General features: G+C 57.9%; 19 protein-coding genes and 1 riboswitch. Of the genes, 11 read left to right on the plus strand and 8 right to left on the minus strand.

The genetic code is table 11. The features are described 5' to 3' along the window. Positions 1–190: 190 nt before the first annotated feature. From HB779_RS10490 to HB779_RS10505, 4 genes are all read right to left on the minus strand, one after another. Positions 191–1,210 carry an iron ABC transporter permease gene (locus HB779_RS10490; protein ID WP_244642520.1) on the minus strand — a complete coding sequence of 340 codons (1,020 nt, stop codon included), beginning with the start codon at positions 1,208–1,210 and terminating at the stop codon, positions 191–193. Continuing rightward, positions 1,211–2,158, minus strand: a complete 948-nt coding sequence (locus tag HB779_RS10495; RefSeq protein ID WP_188345639.1) for an ABC transporter substrate-binding protein — start codon at positions 2,156–2,158, stop codon at positions 1,211–1,213. Then, complete coding sequence (locus tag HB779_RS10500) at positions 2,158–2,967, minus strand: ABC transporter ATP-binding protein (RefSeq protein WP_188345640.1); 810 nt, start codon at positions 2,965–2,967, stop codon at positions 2,158–2,160. The genes HB779_RS10495 and HB779_RS10500 overlap by 1 nt, the downstream gene beginning before the upstream one ends. Before the next feature lie 127 nt (positions 2,968–3,094). After that, positions 3,095–3,460, minus strand: coding sequence for a DUF1636 domain-containing protein (locus HB779_RS10505; RefSeq protein ID WP_188345641.1), 366 nt, complete (start codon positions 3,458–3,460; stop codon positions 3,095–3,097). A 105-nt stretch (positions 3,461–3,565) separates the two neighbouring features. After that, positions 3,566–3,779: riboswitch (cobalamin riboswitch) on the minus strand. A gap of 153 nt (positions 3,780–3,932) precedes the next feature. Between HB779_RS10505 and HB779_RS10510 the strand changes: the two genes are divergently transcribed. The 10 genes from HB779_RS10510 (at position 3,933) to HB779_RS10555 (ending at position 19,161) form a co-directional block, all read left to right on the plus strand. Continuing rightward, positions 3,933–7,265, plus strand: a complete 3,333-nt coding sequence (locus HB779_RS10510) for a DUF2126 domain-containing protein (protein WP_188345642.1) — start codon at positions 3,933–3,935, stop codon at positions 7,263–7,265. Positions 7,266–7,462: 197 nt separating this feature from the next. Further along, on the plus strand, positions 7,463–9,859 hold the full coding sequence (locus HB779_RS10515; RefSeq protein WP_188345643.1) for a circularly permuted type 2 ATP-grasp protein: 2,397 nt from the start codon (positions 7,463–7,465) through the stop codon (positions 9,857–9,859). A gap of 13 nt (positions 9,860–9,872) precedes the next feature. Continuing rightward, positions 9,873–10,751 carry a transglutaminase family protein gene (locus HB779_RS10520; protein ID WP_188345644.1) on the plus strand — a complete coding sequence of 293 codons (879 nt, stop codon included), beginning with the start codon at positions 9,873–9,875 and terminating at the stop codon, positions 10,749–10,751. A gap of 333 nt (positions 10,752–11,084) precedes the next feature. Then, positions 11,085–12,206, plus strand: coding sequence for a pyridoxamine--pyruvate transaminase (ppaT, locus tag HB779_RS10525; protein WP_244642521.1), 1,122 nt, complete (start codon positions 11,085–11,087; stop codon positions 12,204–12,206). 14 nt (positions 12,207–12,220) lie between these two features. Next, positions 12,221–13,837, plus strand: a complete 1,617-nt coding sequence (locus HB779_RS10530; protein ID WP_188345645.1) for an ABC transporter substrate-binding protein — start codon at positions 12,221–12,223, stop codon at positions 13,835–13,837. Positions 13,838–14,232: 395 nt separating this feature from the next. Further along, on the plus strand, positions 14,233–15,189 hold the full coding sequence (locus HB779_RS10535) for an ABC transporter permease (RefSeq protein ID WP_244642522.1): 957 nt from the start codon (positions 14,233–14,235) through the stop codon (positions 15,187–15,189). Continuing rightward, a complete protein-coding gene (locus HB779_RS10540; protein WP_188345647.1) occupies positions 15,186–16,001 on the plus strand; it encodes an ABC transporter permease in 816 nt (271 codons plus the stop codon). Before HB779_RS10535 ends, HB779_RS10540 begins: the two co-directional genes overlap by 4 nt. Continuing rightward, positions 15,998–16,804, plus strand: a complete 807-nt coding sequence (locus HB779_RS10545) for an ABC transporter ATP-binding protein (RefSeq protein ID WP_188345648.1) — start codon at positions 15,998–16,000, stop codon at positions 16,802–16,804. The genes HB779_RS10540 and HB779_RS10545 overlap by 4 nt, the downstream gene beginning before the upstream one ends. Continuing rightward, complete coding sequence (locus HB779_RS10550; RefSeq protein WP_244642523.1) at positions 16,801–17,586, plus strand: ABC transporter ATP-binding protein; 786 nt, start codon at positions 16,801–16,803, stop codon at positions 17,584–17,586. The genes HB779_RS10545 and HB779_RS10550 overlap by 4 nt, the downstream gene beginning before the upstream one ends. Before the next feature lie 471 nt (positions 17,587–18,057). Next, positions 18,058–19,161: a diguanylate cyclase gene (locus HB779_RS10555; RefSeq protein WP_188345649.1), complete on the plus strand. Its 1,104-nt coding sequence runs from the start codon at positions 18,058–18,060 to the stop codon at positions 19,159–19,161. A gap of 62 nt (positions 19,162–19,223) precedes the next feature. Here the strand turns inward: HB779_RS10555 and HB779_RS10560 are convergent, their stop codons facing one another. The 3 genes from HB779_RS10560 to HB779_RS10570 form a co-directional block, all read right to left on the minus strand. Further along, the gene (locus HB779_RS10560) at positions 19,224–19,850 is read right to left on the minus strand and encodes a hypothetical protein (RefSeq protein ID WP_188345650.1); all 627 of its coding nucleotides are present in this window, start codon (positions 19,848–19,850) and stop codon (positions 19,224–19,226) included. A gap of 60 nt (positions 19,851–19,910) precedes the next feature. Further along, entirely contained in the window at positions 19,911–20,555 is a 645-nt protein-coding gene (locus HB779_RS10565) for an FMN-binding negative transcriptional regulator (RefSeq protein WP_188345651.1), read from the minus strand. 141 nt (positions 20,556–20,696) lie between these two features. Then, on the minus strand, positions 20,697–21,296 hold the full coding sequence (locus HB779_RS10570) for a TetR/AcrR family transcriptional regulator (protein ID WP_188345652.1): 600 nt from the start codon (positions 21,294–21,296) through the stop codon (positions 20,697–20,699). Positions 21,297–21,400: 104 nt separating this feature from the next. Between HB779_RS10570 and HB779_RS10575 the strand changes: the two genes are divergently transcribed. After that, the gene (locus tag HB779_RS10575) at positions 21,401–21,898 is read left to right on the plus strand and encodes a PaaI family thioesterase (RefSeq protein ID WP_244642524.1); all 498 of its coding nucleotides are present in this window, start codon (positions 21,401–21,403) and stop codon (positions 21,896–21,898) included. A gap of 11 nt (positions 21,899–21,909) precedes the next feature. On the opposite strand, the gene HB779_RS10580 is transcribed toward HB779_RS10575, so the two are convergent. Then, on the minus strand, positions 21,910–22,479 hold the full coding sequence (locus tag HB779_RS10580) for a hypothetical protein (protein WP_188345654.1): 570 nt from the start codon (positions 22,477–22,479) through the stop codon (positions 21,910–21,912). Between the last annotated feature and the right edge of the window lie 166 nt (positions 22,480–22,645).

Here is a 22,645-nt window from a genome sequence, read left to right on the forward strand (position 1 = left end):
TGGCAATACCATTGTGCGTGGTTCGACTAGCTCACCATGAGGGAAAGGGTTGGCTGCAAAGCTAACCGGATGTGTCGCAGAACGCGTTTATCCGCCAATCGTATTCCCAATATAGCTGCCTGCAGTCCTCCATCTCCCTCATGGTGAGCTAGTCGAACCACGCACGATGCTGATGCAATCTGACTATCACCTACCCCGGGCGCTTTCGCAGCAAAATCGTCACCACGAAAAATGCGCCCACCGAGCTTGTTACAATGCCAATCGGCAGTTCCTGCGGTGCCAAGAGCAATCTTGCGGCCAGATCGCTCAAAAGGATCAGCATGGCTCCGAGCAGGGCGCAGGTGACGATCAGCCCCGCATGCAGCTGACCGGAAAAACGGCGGGCAATATGCGGGATCATCAACCCGACAAAGCCGATCACCCCGGCGACCGAGACGAAAATCGCCGTGGAAAAAGCGCAGACGATAAACACCGTGTTGCGGATGCGCGTGACGCGGATGCCAAGGCTTTCGGCGGTGTTTTCGCCCGCCAGCAGCGCATCAAGTTTGCGATGGTTGTACAGCGCGTAAATCAGGATTGCCGCGAGGCCGGCGAGGGCGAGAGGCAGGTTTTCCCAGCGGGCAAGGCCAAGACCGCCAAGCGTCCAGAACATCACGGAATGAGCGGCGCGCTGGTCGCCGGCGAAAACCATATAATTGGTCAGCGCCGCAAACAGGAAGGAGACGGCGAGGCCTGCGAGGATCAGCCGTTCCGGCCCTTGTCCCTGCACGCGCCGTACGAGAAGCAGCACCACAATGGCCGCCAGCATACCGCCGCAAAACGCGGCAATCGGCAGAGTCCAGATGCCGAACCGATCGCCGATGACGGTGATGACCGAAACGGCGCCTGCCGCCGCGCCATTGGAAAGGCCGAACAGGAACGGATCAGCCAGATCGTTGCGGGTGACGGTCTGCAGCAGCGCGCCGATAATGCCGAGCCCTGCACCAACACAGATGGCAAGGATGACCCGTGGCAGACGCAGATCGACAATGATCTTGCCGACAGGTCCACTGACGGGGGTATCGGAAAGCCCGGCGGCATGGGTGAGGGCGCGCAATACGTCGCCCAGTGGAATAACCGTTGCACCATAGGCAATGGATACGAGGGCGAGGGCCAGAATGGCCGTCACCCCCGTGATCAGTGTCAGATGCTGACGGATATGCCGATGCACTCAGAACGCTTCCGGATGCATGGCCTTGGCCATTTTTTCAATCGCTTCGATATTGGCCGGGCCGGGTGTCAATTCCGCATAGCGCAGGGCGACGAAGCGGTTGTTCTTGACCGCATCGGTCTCTTTCATCGCGGGATGGGATTTGAGGAAGTCGAGCAATTTCTGGTAGCCCGCATCATCCTGATAATCCAGCAGGACGAGGAATTCCGGATTGCGCGTCGCCACGGTTTCCCACGATGTAGTGCCCCAGCTGGTGTCAAGGTCAGCCATGATATTAGTGCCGCCAGCTTCGGTGATCATTGCCGTCGGAATGGCGAACTTGCCAGCGGTAAACGGCTTATCCTCACCGGAATCGTAGAGGAATACGCGGGTGCCGCTCTTGTCGCCTATTTTTGTCTTCAGGTCGGCAAGCTCTGATTTCCAGCCGCTGACGAGCTTGTCTGCCTCTGCTTCCTTGCCGAAAATCTTGCCGAGCTTTTCCATGTCGCCATAGAGCAGATCCATGGAGGCGGCAGGACGGTTCTTGTCGAGATGAATGCAGCTCTCGGTCAGTTCCAGCGTCTTGATGCCATGCGGCGCGAGTGTGTCGGGTGTGACTTCGCCGCCCGGCTTCATGCCGTAGTTCCATCCGGCAAAGAAGAAGTCGGGTTCAGCCGCGATGAGGTTTTCGAGCGTCGGATATTTGGGGGCAAGTTCCGGAATGGATCCCTGCTGCTGCTTGAAGGCGTCATCCAGCTTGTACCAGCCGGTAATGCCGGAAACGCCAACCATGGAGGGTTGAAGATGCAGGGCGAAGGCCATTTCGCTCATGTTGATGTCCTGCACAACCGCGCGCTTGGGCGCTGCATCAAAGGTCAGGGGCTTGCCGCAACTGTCCACAGTGACGGGAAACGCCCATGCGGGTGCGGACAGCGCCGACAATGCGAGCGCGAGCAGGGTTCTTTTCATCAAATTCTCCGTAGCTGGGCAGAGTGTGCTGTTTTTATTGGTTCCGGTGCTTCGAACACCATGAGGTCACGGTCCTGGGAGGGATGCCGCAAACGCAGAACATCAAGGTCGAAGACATCGCTGACGATGCGCGGCGTCAACGTTTCATCGGGCGTGCCTGCGGCCACCAGTTGCGCTGCATGCATGACGGCAACATGGGTGGCGAAAGGCGCAACCAGCGGCAGGTCATGCAGCACGGCTATCGTCGTTACGTTGAGGCCGGTGACAAGGGCCAGTAGTTCGCTGCGCGCCTTGGGGTCAAGATGATTGGTGGGTTCATCTAGAAAGAGAACTTCCGGTTGTTGAGCAATCGCGCGGGCGAGTTGCACGCGCTGCCTTTCGCCGCCGGAAAGCGAGCCGATGGGGCGGCGGGCAAACTGGGCGATGCGGGCGCGGAACAGGGCTTCGGCGACAATCTCGCGGTCACGTGCCCGGGTGAAGCTGCCGAGATGCGGAATACGGCCAAGCGAAACATAATCTTCCACCAGCAATTGCTGGTCAGGCGTATCGGTCTGGCCGACAAAGGCAAATTGCCGTGCGCGTTCCCTCGGCGTCAGGCCGCCAAGTTTACTGCCATTGAGATGAATGTCGCCGGAGGACGGGCGGAGCAAGCCGGCCAGCATGCGCAGCAGGGTGGATTTTCCCGCACCGTTCGGTCCGATAATGGCAAGACGGGCGCCGCGCTCGATGCTAAGCGACACGTCATCGACAAGTGTCTGGCCGGACGTGCGATAACTCACCTCATCGGCATGCATGATCATGTGATGCATCGACAGATTTCCGTGGCTGCAATCTAGGCACATGGTGACAATTCCCGGAACAAGGAGATGGACAACGCCGGGCAAGGCGCAGCGTTTTCGTATAGTAACGTTATAACATTAGTCAATGCTGAATATGTCATAGATGAGCCGGAATGCGCGCGAGGGTCTTGTTGTAAAGTCCATTCGGGCGCTGCGAAGCCTTTGACCAGCCATCGTCCAACTGGTGATACATCAGGGCAAAGTCGATGAGGTCAGCGAAGTTCTTATCAGGGCAGATATCGCCGAAAAGATATTGCGCCTTGTCTGGAGCGCGAAATGCCACCGTGCAGGGATGTCCGCATCCGGCCATGCAGCCGATGCCACGTACCTCATAGGAAAGGTGGCCGGTGTGGGTGTCCAATTCCGATCGCAGATGCTCGACCAACGCCTCGCCGGGGCGCGACTGGCCGTCGGCACTTTTGCAAAGCGTGCATACAATAATCTGGTGGTGGGCCGCAATCATGCCTGTCCATTGCTTCTCGGACAAAGGTCAGGGAACGCAGACAATGCATCAACGCGAACCATGCGCGGGAAAACATCGCATCGCTCCCGGCGCACCCCGTCCGGTTCGAATTTCAATTGCGATGGCAGGTCTCCTGGCTCGCGGGTCTCAGCTTTGCCTTGCCTTCCCGGTCTTTCGACCAGTGGCTCGTCAGGCATCGCTCACCGCTTACAGTTGCGGGGGCAGCCACGGTCTCGGTCCCTTTTGGGTACGCCTCACCGTGTTCCCTTTTCATCTCCGGCGTTGTCTTGCCGGAGAAACCATCGGCGCGGATGCTATGCGGGCAGGCGTGCCGTTGCAAGCACGTTTATGCGGCATTTTTTGACGCTGCCAAATTTTTTGGCAAATGAAACATTTCAATTGGCTGACAACTCGATAGAGTGTCGGGAGCATTTGTGGAATCGTGGTTTTTAAATCAGACTTTTGAGGCGACATGGCAATTCACGCAGCAGTCTATCACCTGACGCATTATAAGTACGACCGGCCCATCATGCTCGGGCCGCAAATCATCCGGCTCCAGCCAGCGCCCCATTCCAGAACCAAAGTTCTCAGCCATTCCCTGAAGGTTAGTCCAGCCAACCATTTCGTCAATCTGCAGCAGGATCCTTACGGCAATTTCCTTGCCCGTTTCGTTTTCCCCGAACCGGTGACGGAATTGAAGATCGAGGTTGATCTCGTCGCTGACATGACGGTCTATAATCCCTTTGACTTCTTCGTTGAGCCCATCGGCGAAACCTGGCCTTTCGATTATCCGGAAGACATTCGCGACGACCTGTCGATCTATATGAAGCCGGAGCCTATGGGGCCGCTGGTATCGAACTTCCTGTCGACTATCGACCGCAGCCCTACCAACACGGTGAATTTCGTTGTTGATCTGAATGCGCGTATCCAACGCGAGATCGGTTATGTCATCCGCATGGAAACCGGCGTGCAGGAAGCCGAAGACACACTGAACTTGCGTACCGGTTCCTGCCGCGATTCCAGCTGGCTGCTGGTGCAGGTGCTGCGCAATCTCGGCCTCGCTGCGCGCTTTGTCTCCGGCTACCTGATCCAGCTGAAACCCGACCTTGTGGCCATCGACGGACCAGCGGGCACGGATAATGATTTCACCGATCTGCATGCGTGGTGCGAAGTCTATCTGCCGGGTGCAGGCTGGATCGGGCTTGATCCGACCTCGGGCCTTCTGACCGGCGAAAGTCATGTGCCGCTGGCGGCAACGCCGCATTACCGCAATGCCGCGCCGATTTCCGGCATGGCCGAGCCAGCCAATGTCGAATTCGGTTTCGACATGCGGGTAACCCGCGTTTCCGAGCATCCGCGTATTACCAAGCCATTCTCGGACGAGTCATGGACTGCGCTGGACGCTTTGGGCGAGCAGGTCGATGCTATCCTAAAGGAGCGCGATGTTCGGCTGACCATGGGCGGCGAGCCAACTTTCGTGTCGATCGATGATTTTGAATCCGGCGAATGGAATACGGACGCTGTTGGCCCGACGAAGCGCGAAAAGGCTGACAAGCTCATTCGTCGCCTGCGCGACCGGTTTGCACCGGGCGGTTTCCTGCATTACGGGCAGGGCAAATGGTATCCGGGCGAAAGTCTGCCGCGATGGACGTTTTCGCTCTACTGGCGCAAGGATGGCAAACCGATCTGGGTGAATCCCGATCTGATCGCAGCAGAAAACAGCAAGGCCGAGATCAAACCTGATGATGCCGGGAAACTGCTCGTTGCTTTGGCGGGTGAACTCGGCGTTGAAGCGGATATGGTCGCTCCGGCCTATGAGGACCCGGCCGAGTGGATCGTCAAGGAAGGCAATCTGCCCGACAATGTCGACCCTTCCAATTCCAAGCTGAAAGACCCGGAAGAGCGCAGTCGCATTGCCCGGGTTTTCGAACGCGGACTGAACGCGCCGAGCGGTTTTGTGCTGCCGGTACAACGCTGGAACAGCCAGGCCTCCGGTCCGCGCTGGCGCAGCGAAAAATGGAAGACGCGGCGCGGCAAGCTGTTTCTCGTGCCAGGCGATTCGCCGGTCGGTTACCGTCTGCCGCTCGGCGCACTGCCGCATGTTCCGCCTTCCGAATATCCCTATATCGTTCCGGTTGATCCATCGGTGGATCGCGGTAGCCTGCCAGACCCGGCGCCGCGTGCAGCACCGCATCCGCACGAAAACACCCTGGCCGTGGCATCCTTCACCGCTGCTGAAGGCAACCAGCAGGAGCGGGTGGAGCAGGAACTCGGCGAAATTGGCGGCGCAGTGCGTACCGCAATTTCCGTAGAGCCGCGTGACGGCCGCCTCAGCGTGTTCATGCCGCCGGTGGAAGCACTGGAAGACTATCTGGAACTGGTAGCGGCGGCGGAAGCCGCAGCGCATAAGCTTGGTCTACCGGTCCATATTGAAGGATACGGCCCGCCTCAGGATCACCGTATCAATGTTATCCGCGTTGCGCCCGATCCCGGTGTCATTGAGGTGAATATTCATCCCGCCGCCAATTGGCGCGAATGCGTGGAGACAACGACGGCGATCTATGAGGAAGCGCGGCAGACGCGTCTCGGCGCTGACAAGTTCATGATCGACGGTCGCCACACCGGCACTGGTGGTGGCAATCACGTGGTGGTTGGCGGCGAGACGCCGAACAACAGTCCATTCCTGCGGCGTCCTGATCTGCTGAAGAGCTTGGTGCTGCATTGGCAGCGCCATCCGTCGCTATCCTATATGTTCTCCGGCCTGTTCATCGGCCCGACCAGTCAGGCGCCGCGCATCGACGAGGCGCGACATGACAGCATGTACGAGCTGGAAATTGCCTTGGCGCAGGTGCCGAGGCCGGGTGAGGGTACACCGCCTTTGCCGTGGCTGGTGGACCGCCTGTTCCGCAACCTGCTGGTGGATGTCACCGGCAACACCCATCGTTCGGAAATCTGCATCGACAAGCTGTTTTCACCCGATGGTCCCACAGGGCGGCTCGGTCTCGTCGAATTCCGTGGCTTTGAGATGCCGCCGAATGCGCGCATGAGCCTTGCCCAGCAATTGCTGATCCGCGCGCTGATTGCACGCTTCTGGAACAACCCGATACAGGGCAGTTTCGTGCGCTGGGGCACGTCCCTGCATGACCGCTTCATGCTGCCTGCCTTTGTCTGGCAGGATTTCCTCGATGTGCTGGCCGACCTGCGCGAAAACGGCTTTGATTTCCGCCCCGAATGGTTCGAGGCACAGCTGGAGTTCCGCTTTCCCTTCTGCGGCGAGATCGAGAACGAAGGCGTCAAACTGGAAATCCGCCAGGCACTTGAACCTTGGCATGTCATGGGCGAGCAGGGTGCCATTGGCGGCACTGTGCGGTTCGTCGATTCCTCGGTTGAACGGCTGCAGGTCAAGGTGGAGGGCTTCAATCCCGCCCGCTACAGTGTGGCATGCAATGGCCGCGAGGTGCCGCTGAGAATGACGCAAACGCAGGGCACCGCCGTTGCGGGCGTGCGCTACAAGGCCTGGCAGCCGCGTTCCGGCCTGCATCCGATGATCCCGGTCAACACGCCGCTGGTGTTCGACATCTATGATCAGTGGTCAGGACGCGCGATTGGCGGTTGCGTCTATCATGTCGCACACCCCGGCGGGCGCAGCTATGATACGTTCCCGGTCAATTCCAACGAGGCGGAAGCGCGCCGGCTCACACGGTTCGAGCCGCGCGGCCATACGGCCGGGGGATATGAATTGCGCAAGGAGCAGCCATCAGGTGAATTCCCGATGACACTGGATTTGAGAAGGCCAAGACATTGAGATTGTTGGACTAATGGAACTGGAGGTTTCACCCCCTCTGCCCTGTCGGGCATCTCCCCCACAAGGGGGGAGATCGGCCTTCATGGACATTTTGCACACCTTGCGATGGTGGGCGTTGCGCAAAATTTTCGATGCCGATGTGATCTCTCCCCTTGTGGGGGAGATGGGCGACAGCCCAGAGGGGGGTATCGCAATCAATGTCACAGAGCGTGAAATCGAACCCGCTCTCCAGTCTGCTTGCCAGCTATAAACCGCTGCAAGGGGTGGCGGATGAGATGATCGATCCCACCGGCGCTGTTCGCCCCGGCTGGGAAAAGCTGTTGCATTCACTCGATGCGCTCGGGCCGGAGAAGCTTGCCACGCGTTTTACCCGCGCCAACCAGTATCTGCACGACGCGGGCGTATTCTATCGCGTCTATGACGACACCGGCACGCAGGAACGGGAATGGCCGCTGGCTCATATTCCGATCCTGATCAATGAGGACGACTGGCGGGCGATCACCGCCGGTCTGACCCAGCGCGCCGATCTTCTCGAAGATATTGTCGCCGACATCTATGGTGATAACAGGCTGGTGCGCGAGGGCTTGTTGCCGCCTGATCTGATCGCCTCCAATCCGGAATTTCTGCACCCTGTCACCGGAATCAAACCAGCCAGCGGGCATTTTCTGCATTTCTGTGCTTTTGAACTTGGCCGCGCTCCCAATGGTCAATGGTGGGTGCTGGGCGACCGCACGCAGGCACCATCGGGTGCCGGTTTTGCCCTGGAAAACCGCGTTGCCACCACCCGCGCCCTGTCGGATATATCCGGTGCAATGAATGTTCACCGCCTTGCCGGGTTCTTCAAGGATTTCCGCGATTCCTTGCAAAGCCTGATCAATGATCCCGCTGGACGCGCCGCTATCCTGACGCCGGGGCCAAACAACGAAACCTATTTCGAACACGCCTATATTGCCCGGTATCTCGGTATTATGCTGCTGGAAGGTGATGATCTGACCGTCAGCAAGGGCAGGCTGATGGTGCGCACGGTTTCCGGTCTCAAGCCGATCGACGTTTTGTGGCGGCGCATGGATGCGGCCTATATGGACCCGCTGGAACTCAAATCGGATTCATGGATCGGCACGCCGGGTATGGTCAGCGCCTTGCGCCAGCGCTCGGTGTCCCTCGTCAATGCGCTCGGTTCCGGCATTCTCGAAACCCGGGCGCTGCTGGCATTTCTGCCGGCGATTTCCAAGGCGCTGCACAACCGCGATCTCGCCCTGCCAAGCATTGCCACATGGTGGTGCGGACAGGAGAAGGAACGGCAGCAGGTTATCAAACGGCTCGACCAGATGATGGTCGGCCCGGCGCTGTCGACGCGGCTGCCGTTCGAGGATGTCCAGACGACGGTGCTTGGATCGGCATTGGATGAAGAGGCACGTCAGGTGCTGCTGAAGCGGCTGCAGACTGATGGTCGTGGCCTGGTGGGGCAGGAAGCCGTGAAGCTTTCCACCACGCCTGTTTATGTCGGAGGGAAGCTCGAGCCGCGCCCCTTCGTGTTGCGGGTTTTTGCAGCACGGCACAAGGACGGCTGGAGCTTTATGCCCGGCGGCTTTGCCCGCGTCGGTTTTACGCTCGATACGGCGGCTATTGCCATGCAGCGCGGCGGGCAGGCGGCGGATGTGTGGATTACCAGTTCAAGCCCGGTGCGCAAGGATACGCTGCTGCCGCGCGAAGACGATGCCTTCAGGCGCAATGTGCCCGGCACGTTGCCGAGCCGCTCGGCAGAAAATCTGATGTGGATGGGGCGTTATATCGAGCGGGCTGAAGCCACAGCGCGTATCCTGCGCGCCTGCCATGCGCGTTATGCGGAAGCGGCGAATACCGAACTTCCGCTTCTGACCGAGATGCGCGATTACCTGAAGCCGCTTGGCATCGATCTCGACACTGCCATTCCCAAGGGGTTGCAGCGGTCCATCGATGGCGCGATGCTGAGCGCTGGCCGTATCCGTGACCGGTTTTCGCCGGATGGCTGGCTGGCGCTGCGCGATCTTTCAAAAACCATTCATCGTTTTCAGGATGTGGTGGCACAGGGCGATGATGCCACCCGCGCCATGACGATCATCCTGCGCAAACTGGCGGGTTTTTCCGGTCTGGTGCACGAAAACATGTATCGCTTCACCGGCTGGCGTTTCCTTGAAATTGGCCGCCGGGTTGAGCGCGGTATCCAGATGGCGCGCATTCTCGCCACCCTGTCGCGGCATGAGGCGGCCGAGGGTGCACTGGAAATGTTGCTGGAAATCGGCGACAGCGTCATGACGCACCGGCGTCAGTACAGCGTCTATTCCGGCCGGTTGAGCGTGCTTGATCTTTTGGCGCTGGATCCTCTCAATCCGCGCTCGATCATTTTCCAGCTGGATGCGCTCAAAACGGAGTTCAACCTGCTGCCGCTGCGGGAAGCGGGCGCCCACATGCCAGCCTTTTCCAAAGATGTGCTGCGCCTGCACACACAGCTTGCCATTATGGAAGCGGAGGAATTGACGCCGGATAAACTGCACGAAATCGCCAATGAAATCGGCGGCTTGTCCGATATTATCTCCGACACCTATTTTGCCTGAGCGGGGATAGGACATGCTCTATAACATCCGTCTGCACCTCCACTATGATTATGAGCGCTCCGCTGCGGGTGGGCGCCATCATATCCGGGTCATGCCGCAAACCCTGCCAGGCATCCAGCGCGTTGTGGCTTCCAGCTTGTCATTTGACCCAACAGCGGCCGAACGGTCTGATTTCACGGACTTTTTCGCCAATACAGTCACCTCAATCGTCTATCGCAATCCGCATGAAACGCTAGATGTGGCGATGACGGCACGCATCAACGTATCGCGACCGCAAAATATGCTGGATGTTTCGCCTGATCTGGCTGGACTGACCAAGGAAATCCGCAGTGTCTGGTCTGTTGCGTCCGATACGCCGCATCATTTCATGACCTCGAGCGCCCATGCCTCCATCGATCCTGACATCACTGCTTATGCCGCAAAAAGCCTTGGCGGTACCCGCACGGTGATGGAGGCTGTGAATGAACTCTGCAACCGGATCAACGCCGATTTTGCTTACGATGCCGACGCCACCAATGTGCGCACCACGGCGCGTGAAGCCTTTGAGCTGCGCGCCGGTGTCTGTCAGGATTTCAGCCACATCATGATCGCCGGTTTGCGCGGCATCGGCATTCCCGCCGGTTATGTCAGCGGCTTCCTGCGCACCATTCCTCCGCCCGGCAAGGAGCGACTGGAGGGCGCGGACGCCATGCATGCATGGGTGCGGGCGTGGTGCGGCCGCGAGGCGGGCTGGCAGGAATTCGACCCGACCAATGCCATGATAGCTGGAAATGACCACATCACCGTGGGCTACGGCCGGGACTATGCCGATGTCTCGCCCATTGTCGGGGTATTGAAGACCAGCGGCTCCCAGAAGGCGAAGCAATTGGTGGATGTGATCCCGCTGGAGTGAGGGGCGGAATATCAAGTAGACACCTCGGTGCCGGTTATCTCTCCCCTTGTGGGAGAGAAAGGATTTTCTTGGATTTAGCCTCTTTGCTAAATCCTTAGAAAATCCCAGAGAGGGGATTTGCCAAAAACCAATTATCCCCTCTCTTGCGATTTCTGGCACTTAGCAAGAGCTAAGATGCCGAAATCGCTTTCTCCCCACAAGGGGGGAGATAAAGCGGCGATGTTTGCACGATTATTGAAACAGTTTTTCTTGGTTTCTCCCGATCTCGAGAATATGCTCTGTTTTGTCAGCCATTTGCGTCCGTGAGTGGGATGAATTTTCAAAGTGCGATCCATGCTTCCCATTCCCCCGATGATGCTGACGACCGGCCCGGTTCCCGTCTATCCCGAAGTGCTCGAAGCCCTGGGAAAACCGGTGCTCTACGACTACGAACCCGCGTTCCAGAATTTCTATGCGGGTGTGATAGAAAAGCTCCGGCTGGCGCTACGGCAGGACAATGCGCCTGTCATCATGCAGGGAGAGGCTATTCTGGGCATTGAGGCGGCGGCTGCGGCGCTGATCGGCAAGAATGACGTCGTGCTCAATCTTGTATCCGGCGTCTATGGCAAAGGCTTTGCCGGCTGGGCGGCGCGTTACGGCAGGCAAGTCATTGAACTCGCCGTGCCCTATAATGACATCATTGATCCACAGGCGGTGCGCGATACGCTACGTCAGCGCCCGGATATCACAATCGTTTCGCTGTGCCACCATGATACACCGTCGGGCACGCTTAATCCCTTGCACGAGATCGGCAGGATTGTAGCCGAGCACGGTGCCTATCTCATCGTGGACGCGGTCTCGTCCTTTGGCGGTATGGATGTTCATCCGCAGGATGCGCATGTCGATATTTTCATCACCTCTCCATCAAAATGCCTTGGCAGTACGCCGGGTCTCAGCCTGATCAGTGTGAGTGAGCGCGCTTGGGTAAAAATCGAAGCCAATCCGGATGCACCGTGCGGCTCGTTTCTCAGCCTGCTGGGCTGGAAGGGTGCGTCTGAACCGGGCGCGCCGTTTCCGGTGACGCCGTCCATTGCCGAGATTTATGCGCTGGATGCAGCCTTGGACCGGTATGCCGCAGAGGGGCCGGAACATGTCTGGACGCGCCATGCGCAAACGGCAGCCATCGCGCGCAACGGTTTGCTTGAGCTTGGTCTGAAGCTCTGGCCGAAAAAGCCCGAATATTGTGCCCCGACTGCCACAGCGTTCAAGATACCCGAGGGTTTCAGCGATACGCAACTGCGCGACCGCCTGCGCAATGAGCATGGTATTCTGCTGTCACTTGGCCGCGCCGATACGGCGGGAAAGCTGCTGCGGGTCGGTCATATGGGCGTTTCGGCAAATCCCGACTTCGCTCGCGCCACCATAACAGCTTTAAGTCAGATTCTGTCCCGGCCGCTCGGCCCCAACAACAATTAAGAGGATCGCCCCACATGTCCCGTATCCTGTTGAATCGCCGCACCTTTCTCAACCTGACCGCCAGCGCCGCTGCGCTGACGGCCATGCCTGTTTTGGGCTGGGCGCAGGGTGCAACACCTGTCAAAGGCGGACGCCTGACCGTTGCCGGGGACAGCGAACCGGCCAATCTGAACCCGGCCATTGTCGCCTCGAACGGCGTGTTCTTCGTCGCCAGCAAAATCGTCGAGCCGCTGGCCGAACAGTCCTATGACGGCAAGGATGGGCTGTCGCCGCGCCTTGCGACCGCGTGGGAAGGCTCGGCCGACGGCCTGACCGCGACGTTCAAGCTGCGCGAGGGCGTGACGTGGCATGACGGCAAACCGTTTACCTCGGCGGACGTGGCGTTTTCTGCGCTGGAAGTGTGGAAGAAGCTGCAAAATCTCGGGCGCGTGGTTTTCAAGAATTTGGAGAGCGTCGAAACGCCGGATGATCACACCGCGATTTTCAAATTCTCGCAGCCGACGCCGTTCCAGTTGATCCTCAATGCGTTGCCGGTGGTCACATCGGTGGTGCCGAAACATCTTTATGAAGGCACGGATATCGCCAAAAATCCCGCCAATGAGAAACTGGTCGGCACCGGGCCTTTCAAATTCGGCGAACACAAGCCGGGCGAATATTATCTGTTGAAGCGCAATGACGCCTATTGGGAAAAGGATCAGCCGACGCTGGACGAAATCGTCTATCAGATATTGCCGGACCGCGCAGCGGCGGGCAATGCGCTGGAAGCGGAGCAGATACAGCTTGCCGCTTTTTCTGCGGTGCCGCTGGCCGATCTTGCCCGCATCTCCAAATCGTCGGGCCTTAAGGTCTATGCCAATGGTTATGAGGGCCTGACCTACCAGCTCATCGTCGAGATCAACCATCGGCGCAAGGAGCTTGCCGATGTGAAAGTGCGGCAGGCGCTAGCCCATGCCATCGATCGGGATTTTGTCGTCAAGACGATTTTCCTCGGCTATGCCAAGCCATCGACCGGGCCTGTCCCTGCCTATGACAAGACGTTTTATGAGCCCGACGTCACCACCTATGCTTTTGATCCGGCCAAGGCGGAGGCGCTGCTGGATGAAGCGGGTTACAAGCGCGGTGCCGATGGCAACCGCTTCAAGCTGAAACTCTTGCCCGCGCCATTCTTCAATGAAACCAAGCAGTTTGGCGACTATTTGCGCCAGGCTTTGGCCAAGGTCGGGATCGATGCGCAGATCGTCAGCAATGACACACCGGCGCATCTGAAAGCCGTCTATACGGAACATGATTTCGATATCACCGTGGCAACACCGGTCTATCGTTCCGATCCGGCGATTTCAACGACCATCCTGTTTGAAAGCGGCCTGCCGGCTGGGGTGCCGTTCTCCAACCAGTATGGCTATGCCAATGCGGATGTCGACAAGCTGATCAAGGAGGCCGCTTCAACCGTTGATAGCGACAAGCGTGCGGGCCTCTATAAGCAGCTGCAGAAGACCGCGTCAGAGGATTTGCCGCTGATCAACGTGGCGGAGTTCTCGTTCATAACGGTGGCGCGCGATACCGTACAGAATGTTTCCGATAATCCGCGCTGGGCTGTGTCCAACTGGGCCAATGTCTGGCTGAAGGGGTAGGGGTGTTTTATTTCGCAAATCGCAAGTGGCACCACCGCTTACCCTCCACCTTGTGGGGAGCCACGCATACCGCCGCCCTCTATCTCGGGTCAGCCCGAGGATGAAGGAGAGAGAGGTGCGAGGCAAAGGTGCAGCGGCAGTGTGCGTGGTTCGACGGGCTCACCATGAGGGAGAGCGAGGATTGCGGGGACCATATTCTGCAAAGGCTGCGATTTAGCGGTGCTGCCAAACCAACTTCCTCATGGTGAGCCCGTCGAACCACGCACAATGGTTCTGCAGTCTCCCCATCGATGACAACAAACCCGTTTGTTTTCCCCGCCCAATCGCTCTAGTCTCCCCTTTCATTTGCATGACCTCTCGGAGCACTTTTCTTGCCGCCTCTCGCATCTTTTTTCGTGAAACGCCTGCTGGGGGCGATTCCGGTTCTTGGCGTCGTGCTGGTTGGCAGCTTTTTGCTGTTGGAAGCCGCGTCCGGCGATGCGGTCGATTCCTATGTGGCGCGGACGGGCGGGATGGATGCGGACCAGCTTGCGCAGTTGCGGCAGGCTTGGGGGCTGGATCAGGGGCCGCTTCAGCGCTTCGTCGCCTATATATCCGCATTGGCGCATGGCGATTTCGGCTGGTCCACGGCCTTTCAGCGGCCGGTTCTGTCGGTGATTTGGGAGCGTCTGCCTGTCACCCTGCTGTTGATGGGCATTGCCACGGCGCTCGCTTTCTTTCTTGGTTCTCTGCTTGGCGTAATCGCCGGGGCCAGACCCGGTTCATTGCGCGACCGCTTCCTGTCGATCGGTTCGCTGGCATTGTATGCCGTGCCGGGCTTCTGGCTGGGGCTGGTGCTGATCGTGGTCTTCGCCGTCAATCTGCGCTGGCTTCCGGTGGGCGGCATTGAAACCATTGCGTCGGGCAAAACCGGATTGGCACGGTTGGGAGACATTGCCACGCATCTCGTCCTGCCTGTGGCCTCGCTCGCCGTGGTCTATCTCGCGCTTTATCTGCGGTTGATGCGCGATCGCATGAGTGAAATCTGGCGCGATCCTTTCGTGTTGGGGCTGAAGGCGCGCGGCCTCAGTCATGGCCGTATTGTTTGGCGGCATGTGGCGCGCAATGCGGTACTACCCGTGGTGACCATGCTCGGGCTGCAAGCGGCTGTCATGCTCGGCGGCAGCGTCGTGGTCGAAAGCGTCTTTGCCATTCCCGGATTTGGCCGTCTGGCGGCAGAAGCTGTCTCGCGCCGTGACACGCCGCTATTGCTTGGCGTCATCCTGTGCAGTGCCATCACGGTGATTATTGCCAATCTTCTGGTTGATCTTGCCTATGGCAAGCTCGATCCGCGCGTGAGGACCATCCGATGACGGCGTGGCGCCAGCTTGGCTGGGAGGGGCGCATTGGTCTTGTGCTGCTGGCCGTGCTTATCCTGATGGCGTTGCTGGCGCCGTGGATTGTGCCGGGCGATCCGCTGGCAATCGTTGGCGAACCGCTGACGCCGCCTTTCACCACTGAATTGCATATACTTGGCACGGATCGGCTTGGCCGTGATGTCCTGTCGGAATTGTTGTACGGGACGCGCATCACACTGCTGGTCGCATTCTTTTCGGCTGCAGCAGCGCTGGTTGTCGGCAGTATCGTTGGCACGCTGGCGGGGTTTCTGGGCGGTTTTGCCGATGCGGTGCTGATGCGGATCACCGAAGCGTTCCAGACAGTACCCGGTTTTCTGCTGGCTCTGGCTGCCATCAGTGTGACGGGTCCAAGTGTTCCCACGCTGATCTTTGCCATCAGCCTTGGCAACTGGACACAGGCGGCACGCGTAACCCGCGCCGAGGTGCTATCGCTGCGTGAGCGCGATTTTGTGGCTGCGGCACGCACACTCGGTATGCGTCCGCTGGAAATTGCCTTCCGGGAAATCCTGCCCAATGCTTTTGGCCCGGCGGCGTCGCTGGCAGCGATTTCGGTGGCGGCGGCAATCCTCATCGAGGCGGCGCTGTCGTTTCTCGGCTTCGGTGACCCTAATCGGGTGACTTGGGGCAGCATGATTGCGGAGGGACGTACGGTCCTGCGCGCCGCGCCCTATCTGTCCATTGTACCGGGACTCGCGCTTGTTATCACGGTGCTCAGCGTGCATCTGGTCGGGCGCGGACTCTCCCGCAACGGGAGGTTGCGCCCATGAGCCAGCCCTTCTTGCGTGTCGATGGTCTAAGTGTTTCCTATGGTGGGACACTTGCGCTGAAAAACGTCTCACTGGAGCTTGTGCGTGGCGAGCGGCTCGCACTGATTGGTGAAAGCGGCTCGGGCAAGTCGACGCTTGCTATGGCAATTGCCGGGCTGTTACCCCGGCAGGCGCGGCAGAGCGGAACGATTGCCTTCCCGTCGGCACCGTCGGGGTTGCGACTTGGCAAGGATATCGGCGTGGTGTTTCAGGATCCGGGTGGCAGCCTTGATCCGGTCATGAAGATTGGTGATCAGATTGCCGAAGTCATCCGTGCCCATGAGGATACGAGCTGGATCGCAGCACGCGTACGGGCGGCCAATCTGCTCGACCGGGTGCACATTCCCAAAGCGCTGTCGCGGCTCAACAGCTATCCGCACGAGTTTTCCGGCGGTCAGCGTCAGCGCATCGCGCTGGCATTGGCGCTGGCCGGCAATCCATCACTGATCATCGCCGATGAACTGACCAGTGCGCTCGATACGGTGGTGCAGAGGCATATCGTCAACCTGCTGGATGAACTGGTGCGTGAAGATGGACTGAGCCTTCTGTTTGTCACCCATGACATTGCGCTGGCATCCGAGCGCGCCGACCAGATTGCTGTTCTCTACCGGGGCGAGTTTGTCGAGGCAGGCCCCGCGGCGGAGGTTCTGGGTAAGCCGCAGCATCCCTATACCAAGGCGCTGATCGGAACCCATCTGTCGCTGGATACGCCGCGCAGAAAACGGCTTGCCGAAATCAACCCCGACAGTTTGAACCTGCCATGAGCGAAACAGTCATGCCACCGGTTCTTGAGATCAGGGATGTTGCCAAACGCTTTGGCGACCGGTCAACCGGTGGTTTGCGGGATATCAATCTCACGTTGGCGCGCGGTGAAACGCTGGCGCTGGTCGGCGCGTCGGGATCAGGAAAAACCACATTGGCCCGGCTGGTCATGCGGCTGAGTACGCCGGATCGCGGATCAATTCGGCTGTCCGGTCATGATCTGACAGCGTCGCGCGGCGAGGCGTTGCGGCTCTTGCGGCCCAAATTCCAGATGGTGTTTCAGGATCCGCTGGCGGCGTTCAACCCGCGTGCCAATGTAAGGCGCATACTGGAAGACCCGCTGCGGTTGCATGGCTTGGTGCCGAAAGAAGAGTATGATGCCGCTATCGCCGCCATGCTCGAACGGGTTGGCCTGAATGCTGAACTGATGCAGCGATATCCGCTGGAACTTTCCGGCGGTCAGCGTCAGCGTGTCGCCATTGCCCGCGCAATCGCTACGAAGCCTGATCTGATCGTCCTGGATGAGCCGGTTTCGGCGCTGGATGTTTCGATACGGGCGCAAATCCTCAACTTGTTGCTGGATTTGCAGGAAGAAACCGGCGTTGCCTATCTCTTCATATCGCATGATCTGGCGGTGGTTCGTGCCATCGCAGATCATATGATCGTGCTGGACGAGGGGCATATCGTCGAAAGGGGGCTCACCGAAACCGTTCTTGCCGCGCCGCAGGCGGAAGCCACGAAAATTCTGATTGAAGCCGTTCCTAAATTGAAGGTCTGGGCCTGAACGTATCCACCTGAGGGTGGCTGAAATATCGTAAAAATGGGCAATTTCTGCTTTCGTGAACGCGGTGTTTGTGAGCACGGAGGAAACGTTGCCGTTGGTCGTCATCGCTTCGTATTCCGGTATGCGCGCAGGTCAATGATATCTGCCGAATGTGCCAGCATGTCCTGATCCTTTTCCAGAATTGGAATCATGCCAGGCGCGGTCCAATCCATCTGACAGGACGTTCGTTTTAAAAAGTGACCGGATTTGAAGTGGCATACCAAACTTGCCGTAGTTTATTCCAGCACAGGTCCCGAATAGGCTTCAGGCGAAATTCAATTCTTAAAAAGACGATTGGGAGGTCGCCAGACAATGCAACCTGTGGTAGAAGCCGCGCAATCGCATGCCATTTATTCAATTTTTAGAAATGTCCTTCGTATGAAATTAGCCCGATCAGGTTAGGGTCATACGGACCGGAGTTGAGGTTGATAATTGTACGCTGAATATTTCCCCATCGTCTCGGATCTCGTCCACCGCCTCGGGCTGGTCGCACTGATCAGTATGGGCTACGGCTCTATTATTCGCGGCTTCAGCCAACCATTGACGCGTGGTTGCATGGTGGGGCTGCTGTTTGGCTGCTCGACAATTCTCTCGATGCTTGATCCGGTTTTGGTCGATGCAGGCATTATTATTGATGCGCGTTCCATCCTGCTTGCCCTCAGCGCGCCCTTCGGCGGGTTTATCGCTTTGGCGGTGGCTACAACCTTAACGATCATTGCGCGGATAATTATTGGCGGTAACGGTGTCTATGCCGGTGTAGCGGGTATCATGATCATTTGCCTGATCAGTTTCATTTTCCGGTTTGCCTACCAGCCCAAAACCTACACTTGGAAACACTTTCTCATTCTTGGCCTGACTGTTCCCCTTTACGGACTCAGCATCTTCATCCTGCCATTCGAACAGGCCTTGCCGATTTTCCAGCGCATTGCTCTGCCGATGCTGACCTTGAGCGTCACGGGTATTGTGCTGATATCACTGTTTTTGCAGCGCGAACTCATGCGGTTTGATCAGGTCAAAGTGCTGGAGGTGGACGCCCATACCGATCCGCTGACCAATCTGGCCAACCGCCGCCTGTTTGACCGCGTTGCGCGCCGGACATTTCGCAAGGCTGCCTCCACGGGCGGCGAGCTGTTTTCGCTTGTCATGATCGATATCGATTCATTCAAGAGCATCAATGATCATTGGGGGCATTCGAACGGCGACCTCGTGCTCATCGAGATTTCAACAATTATCCGCTCGCTGGTGCGGAAATCCGATCTGGTGGCGCGTTATGGCGGTGAGGAGATCACTATTCTGATGCCAGCGGCTCCCTCCGGCGAAGCCATGGCAATGGCTGAAGCAATCCGCCGGCGTGTCAATGAAACGTTCTTCGATCTGGGGCGGGGACAAACCCACGTAACGGTCAGCGCGGGTGTCGCTACCTTCGGTCCGCACCATCAGTCGATCACAGAATTGATCGAGGAGGCGGATGTTGCGCTTTACCGCGCCAAGCGGCTTGGCCGGAACCGTATTGAACTGGCGACAATGGCGGCTTAAGCGCGGTTGCAGTTCTGACCCCGGGCGTCGACGCGTCGGGATGGCGCGCGTGAAGACCGGCGTCAGAAATTGATGTTTAAACTTTTCCAGAATGTATCGATCATCGGACCGTCGGTCGTTTCATTCTCCTGATCGATTTGGGTCACGACGATGATACCCTGATCCGGATTGCCATAGGTAACAGCCTCGATATTGATCGTGTCGTACTTGCTGTTGACGGTGGCTTTCAAACCTTTCAGCTTTTTGCCGGAATCGATCTGCCGTTCGGTTGGAATCTCCTCGACTTTTGCTCCGGCCTGTTTCGATTCTTTTGTCAGTTGTTGTATCATCAGATGCGACAAGGAACTTGGATCCATTCCCTTGTATTCCTGCACAATGACCATGGTGCCTAACGCGGTGTTCAGCAAATACTGGCTGATGCCTCCACCAAGATCGGATTTGACAACGCTGAGATTGCCAGCGTGATCGAACGACACAAACTCACTGGATGCAGTGACAAACTTCGAGCGATCGAGTGTTACCTTGATGTCCTTGCCGTCGCTGGTGGTGACGGTCAAGGTATCGCCAACATCAATGCCAACCTGTTTTCCATCGATGGTCAATTGATAGCCCTTGCTGTTCTCCGCCCATGTTGGCTGGATCAGCAGGGCAGAAAAGCAGACGCATTGAACCAGTAAGGTTGCGCGCATAGTCATCTCCTGTTTGGGCTTATGCGAGATGTCAGGCTTCTGCATAAGGCGAGGGGCGGATCACCGGCCCGCTGCGTTTCCGCGTTCATCGACAATCTGCGCCATGGCTTCCGCTTCCGGACCTTCGCTGCGAAGCCCTCCGGCAACGCCCGATCTGTCCGCTTCTGACCTGTTCTGACTGACCTTCCATTTGCCTTCAATGCGGGTGATCGGGATTTCAACGCCGATAATTCCCTTCACCTGCCCGGCAATGAATGGCTCCGGCGCATCTTCCACCGCCCACGGCTGGTCACGGTTGCTTTCCTGCTTGCGGGTGAGGCTGTCGATCTGGCGGCGCAACCATTCCGGGTCATCGTGAATTTGCGGTACTCCCCACGCCTGAACGACCACATAATTCCAGGTCGGCACGACCTTGCCGTGTTCGCGTTTGGTCGCGTACCACGATGGCGTCACATAGGTGTTTGGACCCTGAAAAATAATGAGAGCTTCGGCGCCGGCCTGCAAAGCGGCAACCTGCTCATTGGCTTTGGCCAAATGCGCGCGCAAAGTGCCATGAGTGGAGGCTTCGGCATCGATCTCGAACGGAATAAGGTTCGCCATCAGACCCTGTTCACCATTCGTTACCAGCATAGCGAGCGGGTGCTTGCGGATCAGATCATGCATGACGTCGAGACGGTCTTCCCGAAATGCTGGCGGTCTGTACATGGGTTTCTCCGACTGTAGCTTTGCTTGAGCGGCGAATTTCGTGCTGCTCGTGATCATTGCCGGATGATAATGGATCGGTGCACCTTCGCAACACCAAGTTGCAGGCTTACGAACGTCTATCCGGCGGCCGGATCCACGTGTTCACACCGCTGGCTGGTTGGCCAGGGCGAGTGCAGCCTGGCGGCCGGATTCAAGAATGCGATTGGATGTTTCCTGATCCGGCACCATGCGCGCCAATTGCAGGGTGCCGATCATGCCCCCGAATATCGCATAGGCGCGGTCTCGGGCAGTATTTTCTGACAGGTTGCCGGGAAGTTCGGCGGCGATCAATCCGGTGATGCCTTCAATGATCTCCGTTAAACGCGCACGCGTTTCGAGGGAGTGCCGTCCGATCTCGGCAATCAGCGGTGGTACGGCACAACCAAGTTCGGGATGGCCGAGATGTGCCGGTTGCAGATACGTCCGTACGATGGTTTCAAGCGTGTTTTCGCCGCGCTTACGGGCAGCCCCGATCTTATACGCGAGATAGCTGCTGGTGGAGGCAAGGGCCGCTGTAAGCGACTCCTGAACCAGGTCTTCCTTCGAGGAAAAATGTGCGTAAAATCCACCGTGGGTCAGCCCAGCCTCCGCCATCACACCGGCAAGGCCGGTGGCTTCGATCCCGTCTTTGCGAAAACGTTTTGAGGCAACATCGATAAGCCGCTGCCGCGTTTCTGCCTTGTGTCCCTTGGAATAGCGCATTGGTAATGCCTGCGACGGTTTGTTTATATGTCAATTGACATATCATATGATGGACATAATATGAAGGCGATTTTACGGGAATGATGCAGTCGCGGGAGCAGCCGATGTCTGATACTTTTCAACCAACTTATGGTCTTGTGCCGCCCGAGGTTGCCGCGACGCTTTCCGGTGTTGAATTCATGCAAGGTTTGCTTGCCGGGACCTATCCTGCGCCGCCTTTTGCCGAAACGACGGGTCTGTGGCCAGTTTCCGTGGAAGCGGGAAAGATTGTATTTGAGGCAATGCCGTCAAAACGCTTCTACAATCCGATGGGCGCGGTCCACGGCGGTTGGATTTCACTGTTGATTGATACGGTGATGGGATGTGCCGTGCATTCATCGCTGAAAGCAGGGCAGGCCTATACGACCATTGAAATGAAGACGACCTTTGTCCGGCCCGTGTTTGAATCGACCGGCAAATTGCGCTGTGAGGGCCTTCTTCTGCATTCCGGCAGCAGGACCGCAAGTTCTGAAGGCAAGATATTCGATGGAAACGGCCGACTGGTGGCCCACGGTTCAGAAACTTGCCTGATCATGGATGTGCAGAAAAAGACGGCCGCCTAGGGGCATTCATCTCAATCGGGCTTATCATTAAAATCTGCGGCGATGTAATAGGAAGCCTCCTGTTTGCCGCAACGGAACCCCGGAGCTATCCTGTCCGCTATCTTGCGGGCGATATCGTTGGCTTTTGCGGCCGTCTGCTTGACCGAGACGTAGCCCACGGAACATGTCTGCTTCGCTTCACCCACCCGCATTATTGCGAGGATCGAATCGTCGTCAGTCTTGTAGCGCAAGATGGTGGCAACCGGTTTTTTATCCGGGCCCAGCCGCCATTCAAGCTTGTCGGCGCCCAAGGTGTTGAAGCGCGGAATCATTGATCCGAATGAGAATTTCTTGGCCGGCTTTTTCGCATAAGCCACATAGAAGCGCAGATCATCCTCAATGAGCTGCACCTGCATGTCGCCGAATCCCTCGCAAAGCCACACGCCGGTGATCAGCGGATTATCAGTTGCATGACTTTGTTCGCGGCATTGTTCAATGCCGATCAGCGTATAGACACTGGTGTTACCCGCGTGAGCCGTTGCCGGAACAAGTGTGGCTGTGAGCGCTGCAGCCCATGCGGCAGACCGAAGTTTTAATTGCATTTCGCGCCCCCTGTTTCTGTGCGCGGCTTTAATTAGATGAATTGTGCGTGGATATGGGGCGGATGGGAAGATCGCGGCCCCGGGGCTATTTTGATTTTCTGACTTGCTATTTCAGGCCTCGTCGTAAGATTATCGAAAACAACAGCAACTGAATTTCCGAGAGGCC

This window comes from Phyllobacterium sp. 628 (genome assembly GCF_014189505.1).
Lineage (GTDB): Bacteria > Pseudomonadota > Alphaproteobacteria > Rhizobiales > Rhizobiaceae > Phyllobacterium.

Coding starts and splice junctions, on each gene's coding strand:
- HB779_RS10520 (WP_188345644.1), top strand. CDS start 9,873: ATGCTCTATAACATCCGTCTGCACCTCCACTATGATTATGAGCGCTCC.
- HB779_RS10510 (WP_188345642.1), top strand. CDS start 3,933: ATGGCAATTCACGCAGCAGTCTATCACCTGACGCATTATAAGTACGAC.
- HB779_RS10560 (WP_188345650.1), bottom strand. CDS start 19,850: ATGCGCGCAACCTTACTGGTTCAATGCGTCTGCTTTTCTGCCCTGCTG.
- ppaT (WP_244642521.1), top strand. CDS start 11,085: ATGCTTCCCATTCCCCCGATGATGCTGACGACCGGCCCGGTTCCCGTC.
- HB779_RS10515 (WP_188345643.1), top strand. CDS start 7,463: ATGTCACAGAGCGTGAAATCGAACCCGCTCTCCAGTCTGCTTGCCAGC.
- HB779_RS10575 (WP_244642524.1), top strand. CDS start 21,401: ATGTCTGATACTTTTCAACCAACTTATGGTCTTGTGCCGCCCGAGGTT.
- HB779_RS10540 (WP_188345647.1), top strand. CDS start 15,186: ATGACGGCGTGGCGCCAGCTTGGCTGGGAGGGGCGCATTGGTCTTGTG.
- HB779_RS10530 (WP_188345645.1), top strand. CDS start 12,221: ATGTCCCGTATCCTGTTGAATCGCCGCACCTTTCTCAACCTGACCGCC.
- HB779_RS10495 (WP_188345639.1), bottom strand. CDS start 2,158: ATGAAAAGAACCCTGCTCGCGCTCGCATTGTCGGCGCTGTCCGCACCC.
- HB779_RS10505 (WP_188345641.1), bottom strand. CDS start 3,460: ATGATTGCGGCCCACCACCAGATTATTGTATGCACGCTTTGCAAAAGT.
- HB779_RS10570 (WP_188345652.1), bottom strand. CDS start 21,296: ATGCGCTATTCCAAGGGACACAAGGCAGAAACGCGGCAGCGGCTTATC.
- HB779_RS10500 (WP_188345640.1), bottom strand. CDS start 2,967: ATGCATCACATGATCATGCATGCCGATGAGGTGAGTTATCGCACGTCC.
- HB779_RS10550 (WP_244642523.1), top strand. CDS start 16,801: ATGAGCGAAACAGTCATGCCACCGGTTCTTGAGATCAGGGATGTTGCC.
- HB779_RS10565 (WP_188345651.1), bottom strand. CDS start 20,555: ATGTACAGACCGCCAGCATTTCGGGAAGACCGTCTCGACGTCATGCAT.
- HB779_RS10545 (WP_188345648.1), top strand. CDS start 15,998: ATGAGCCAGCCCTTCTTGCGTGTCGATGGTCTAAGTGTTTCCTATGGT.
- HB779_RS10580 (WP_188345654.1), bottom strand. CDS start 22,479: ATGCAATTAAAACTTCGGTCTGCCGCATGGGCTGCAGCGCTCACAGCC.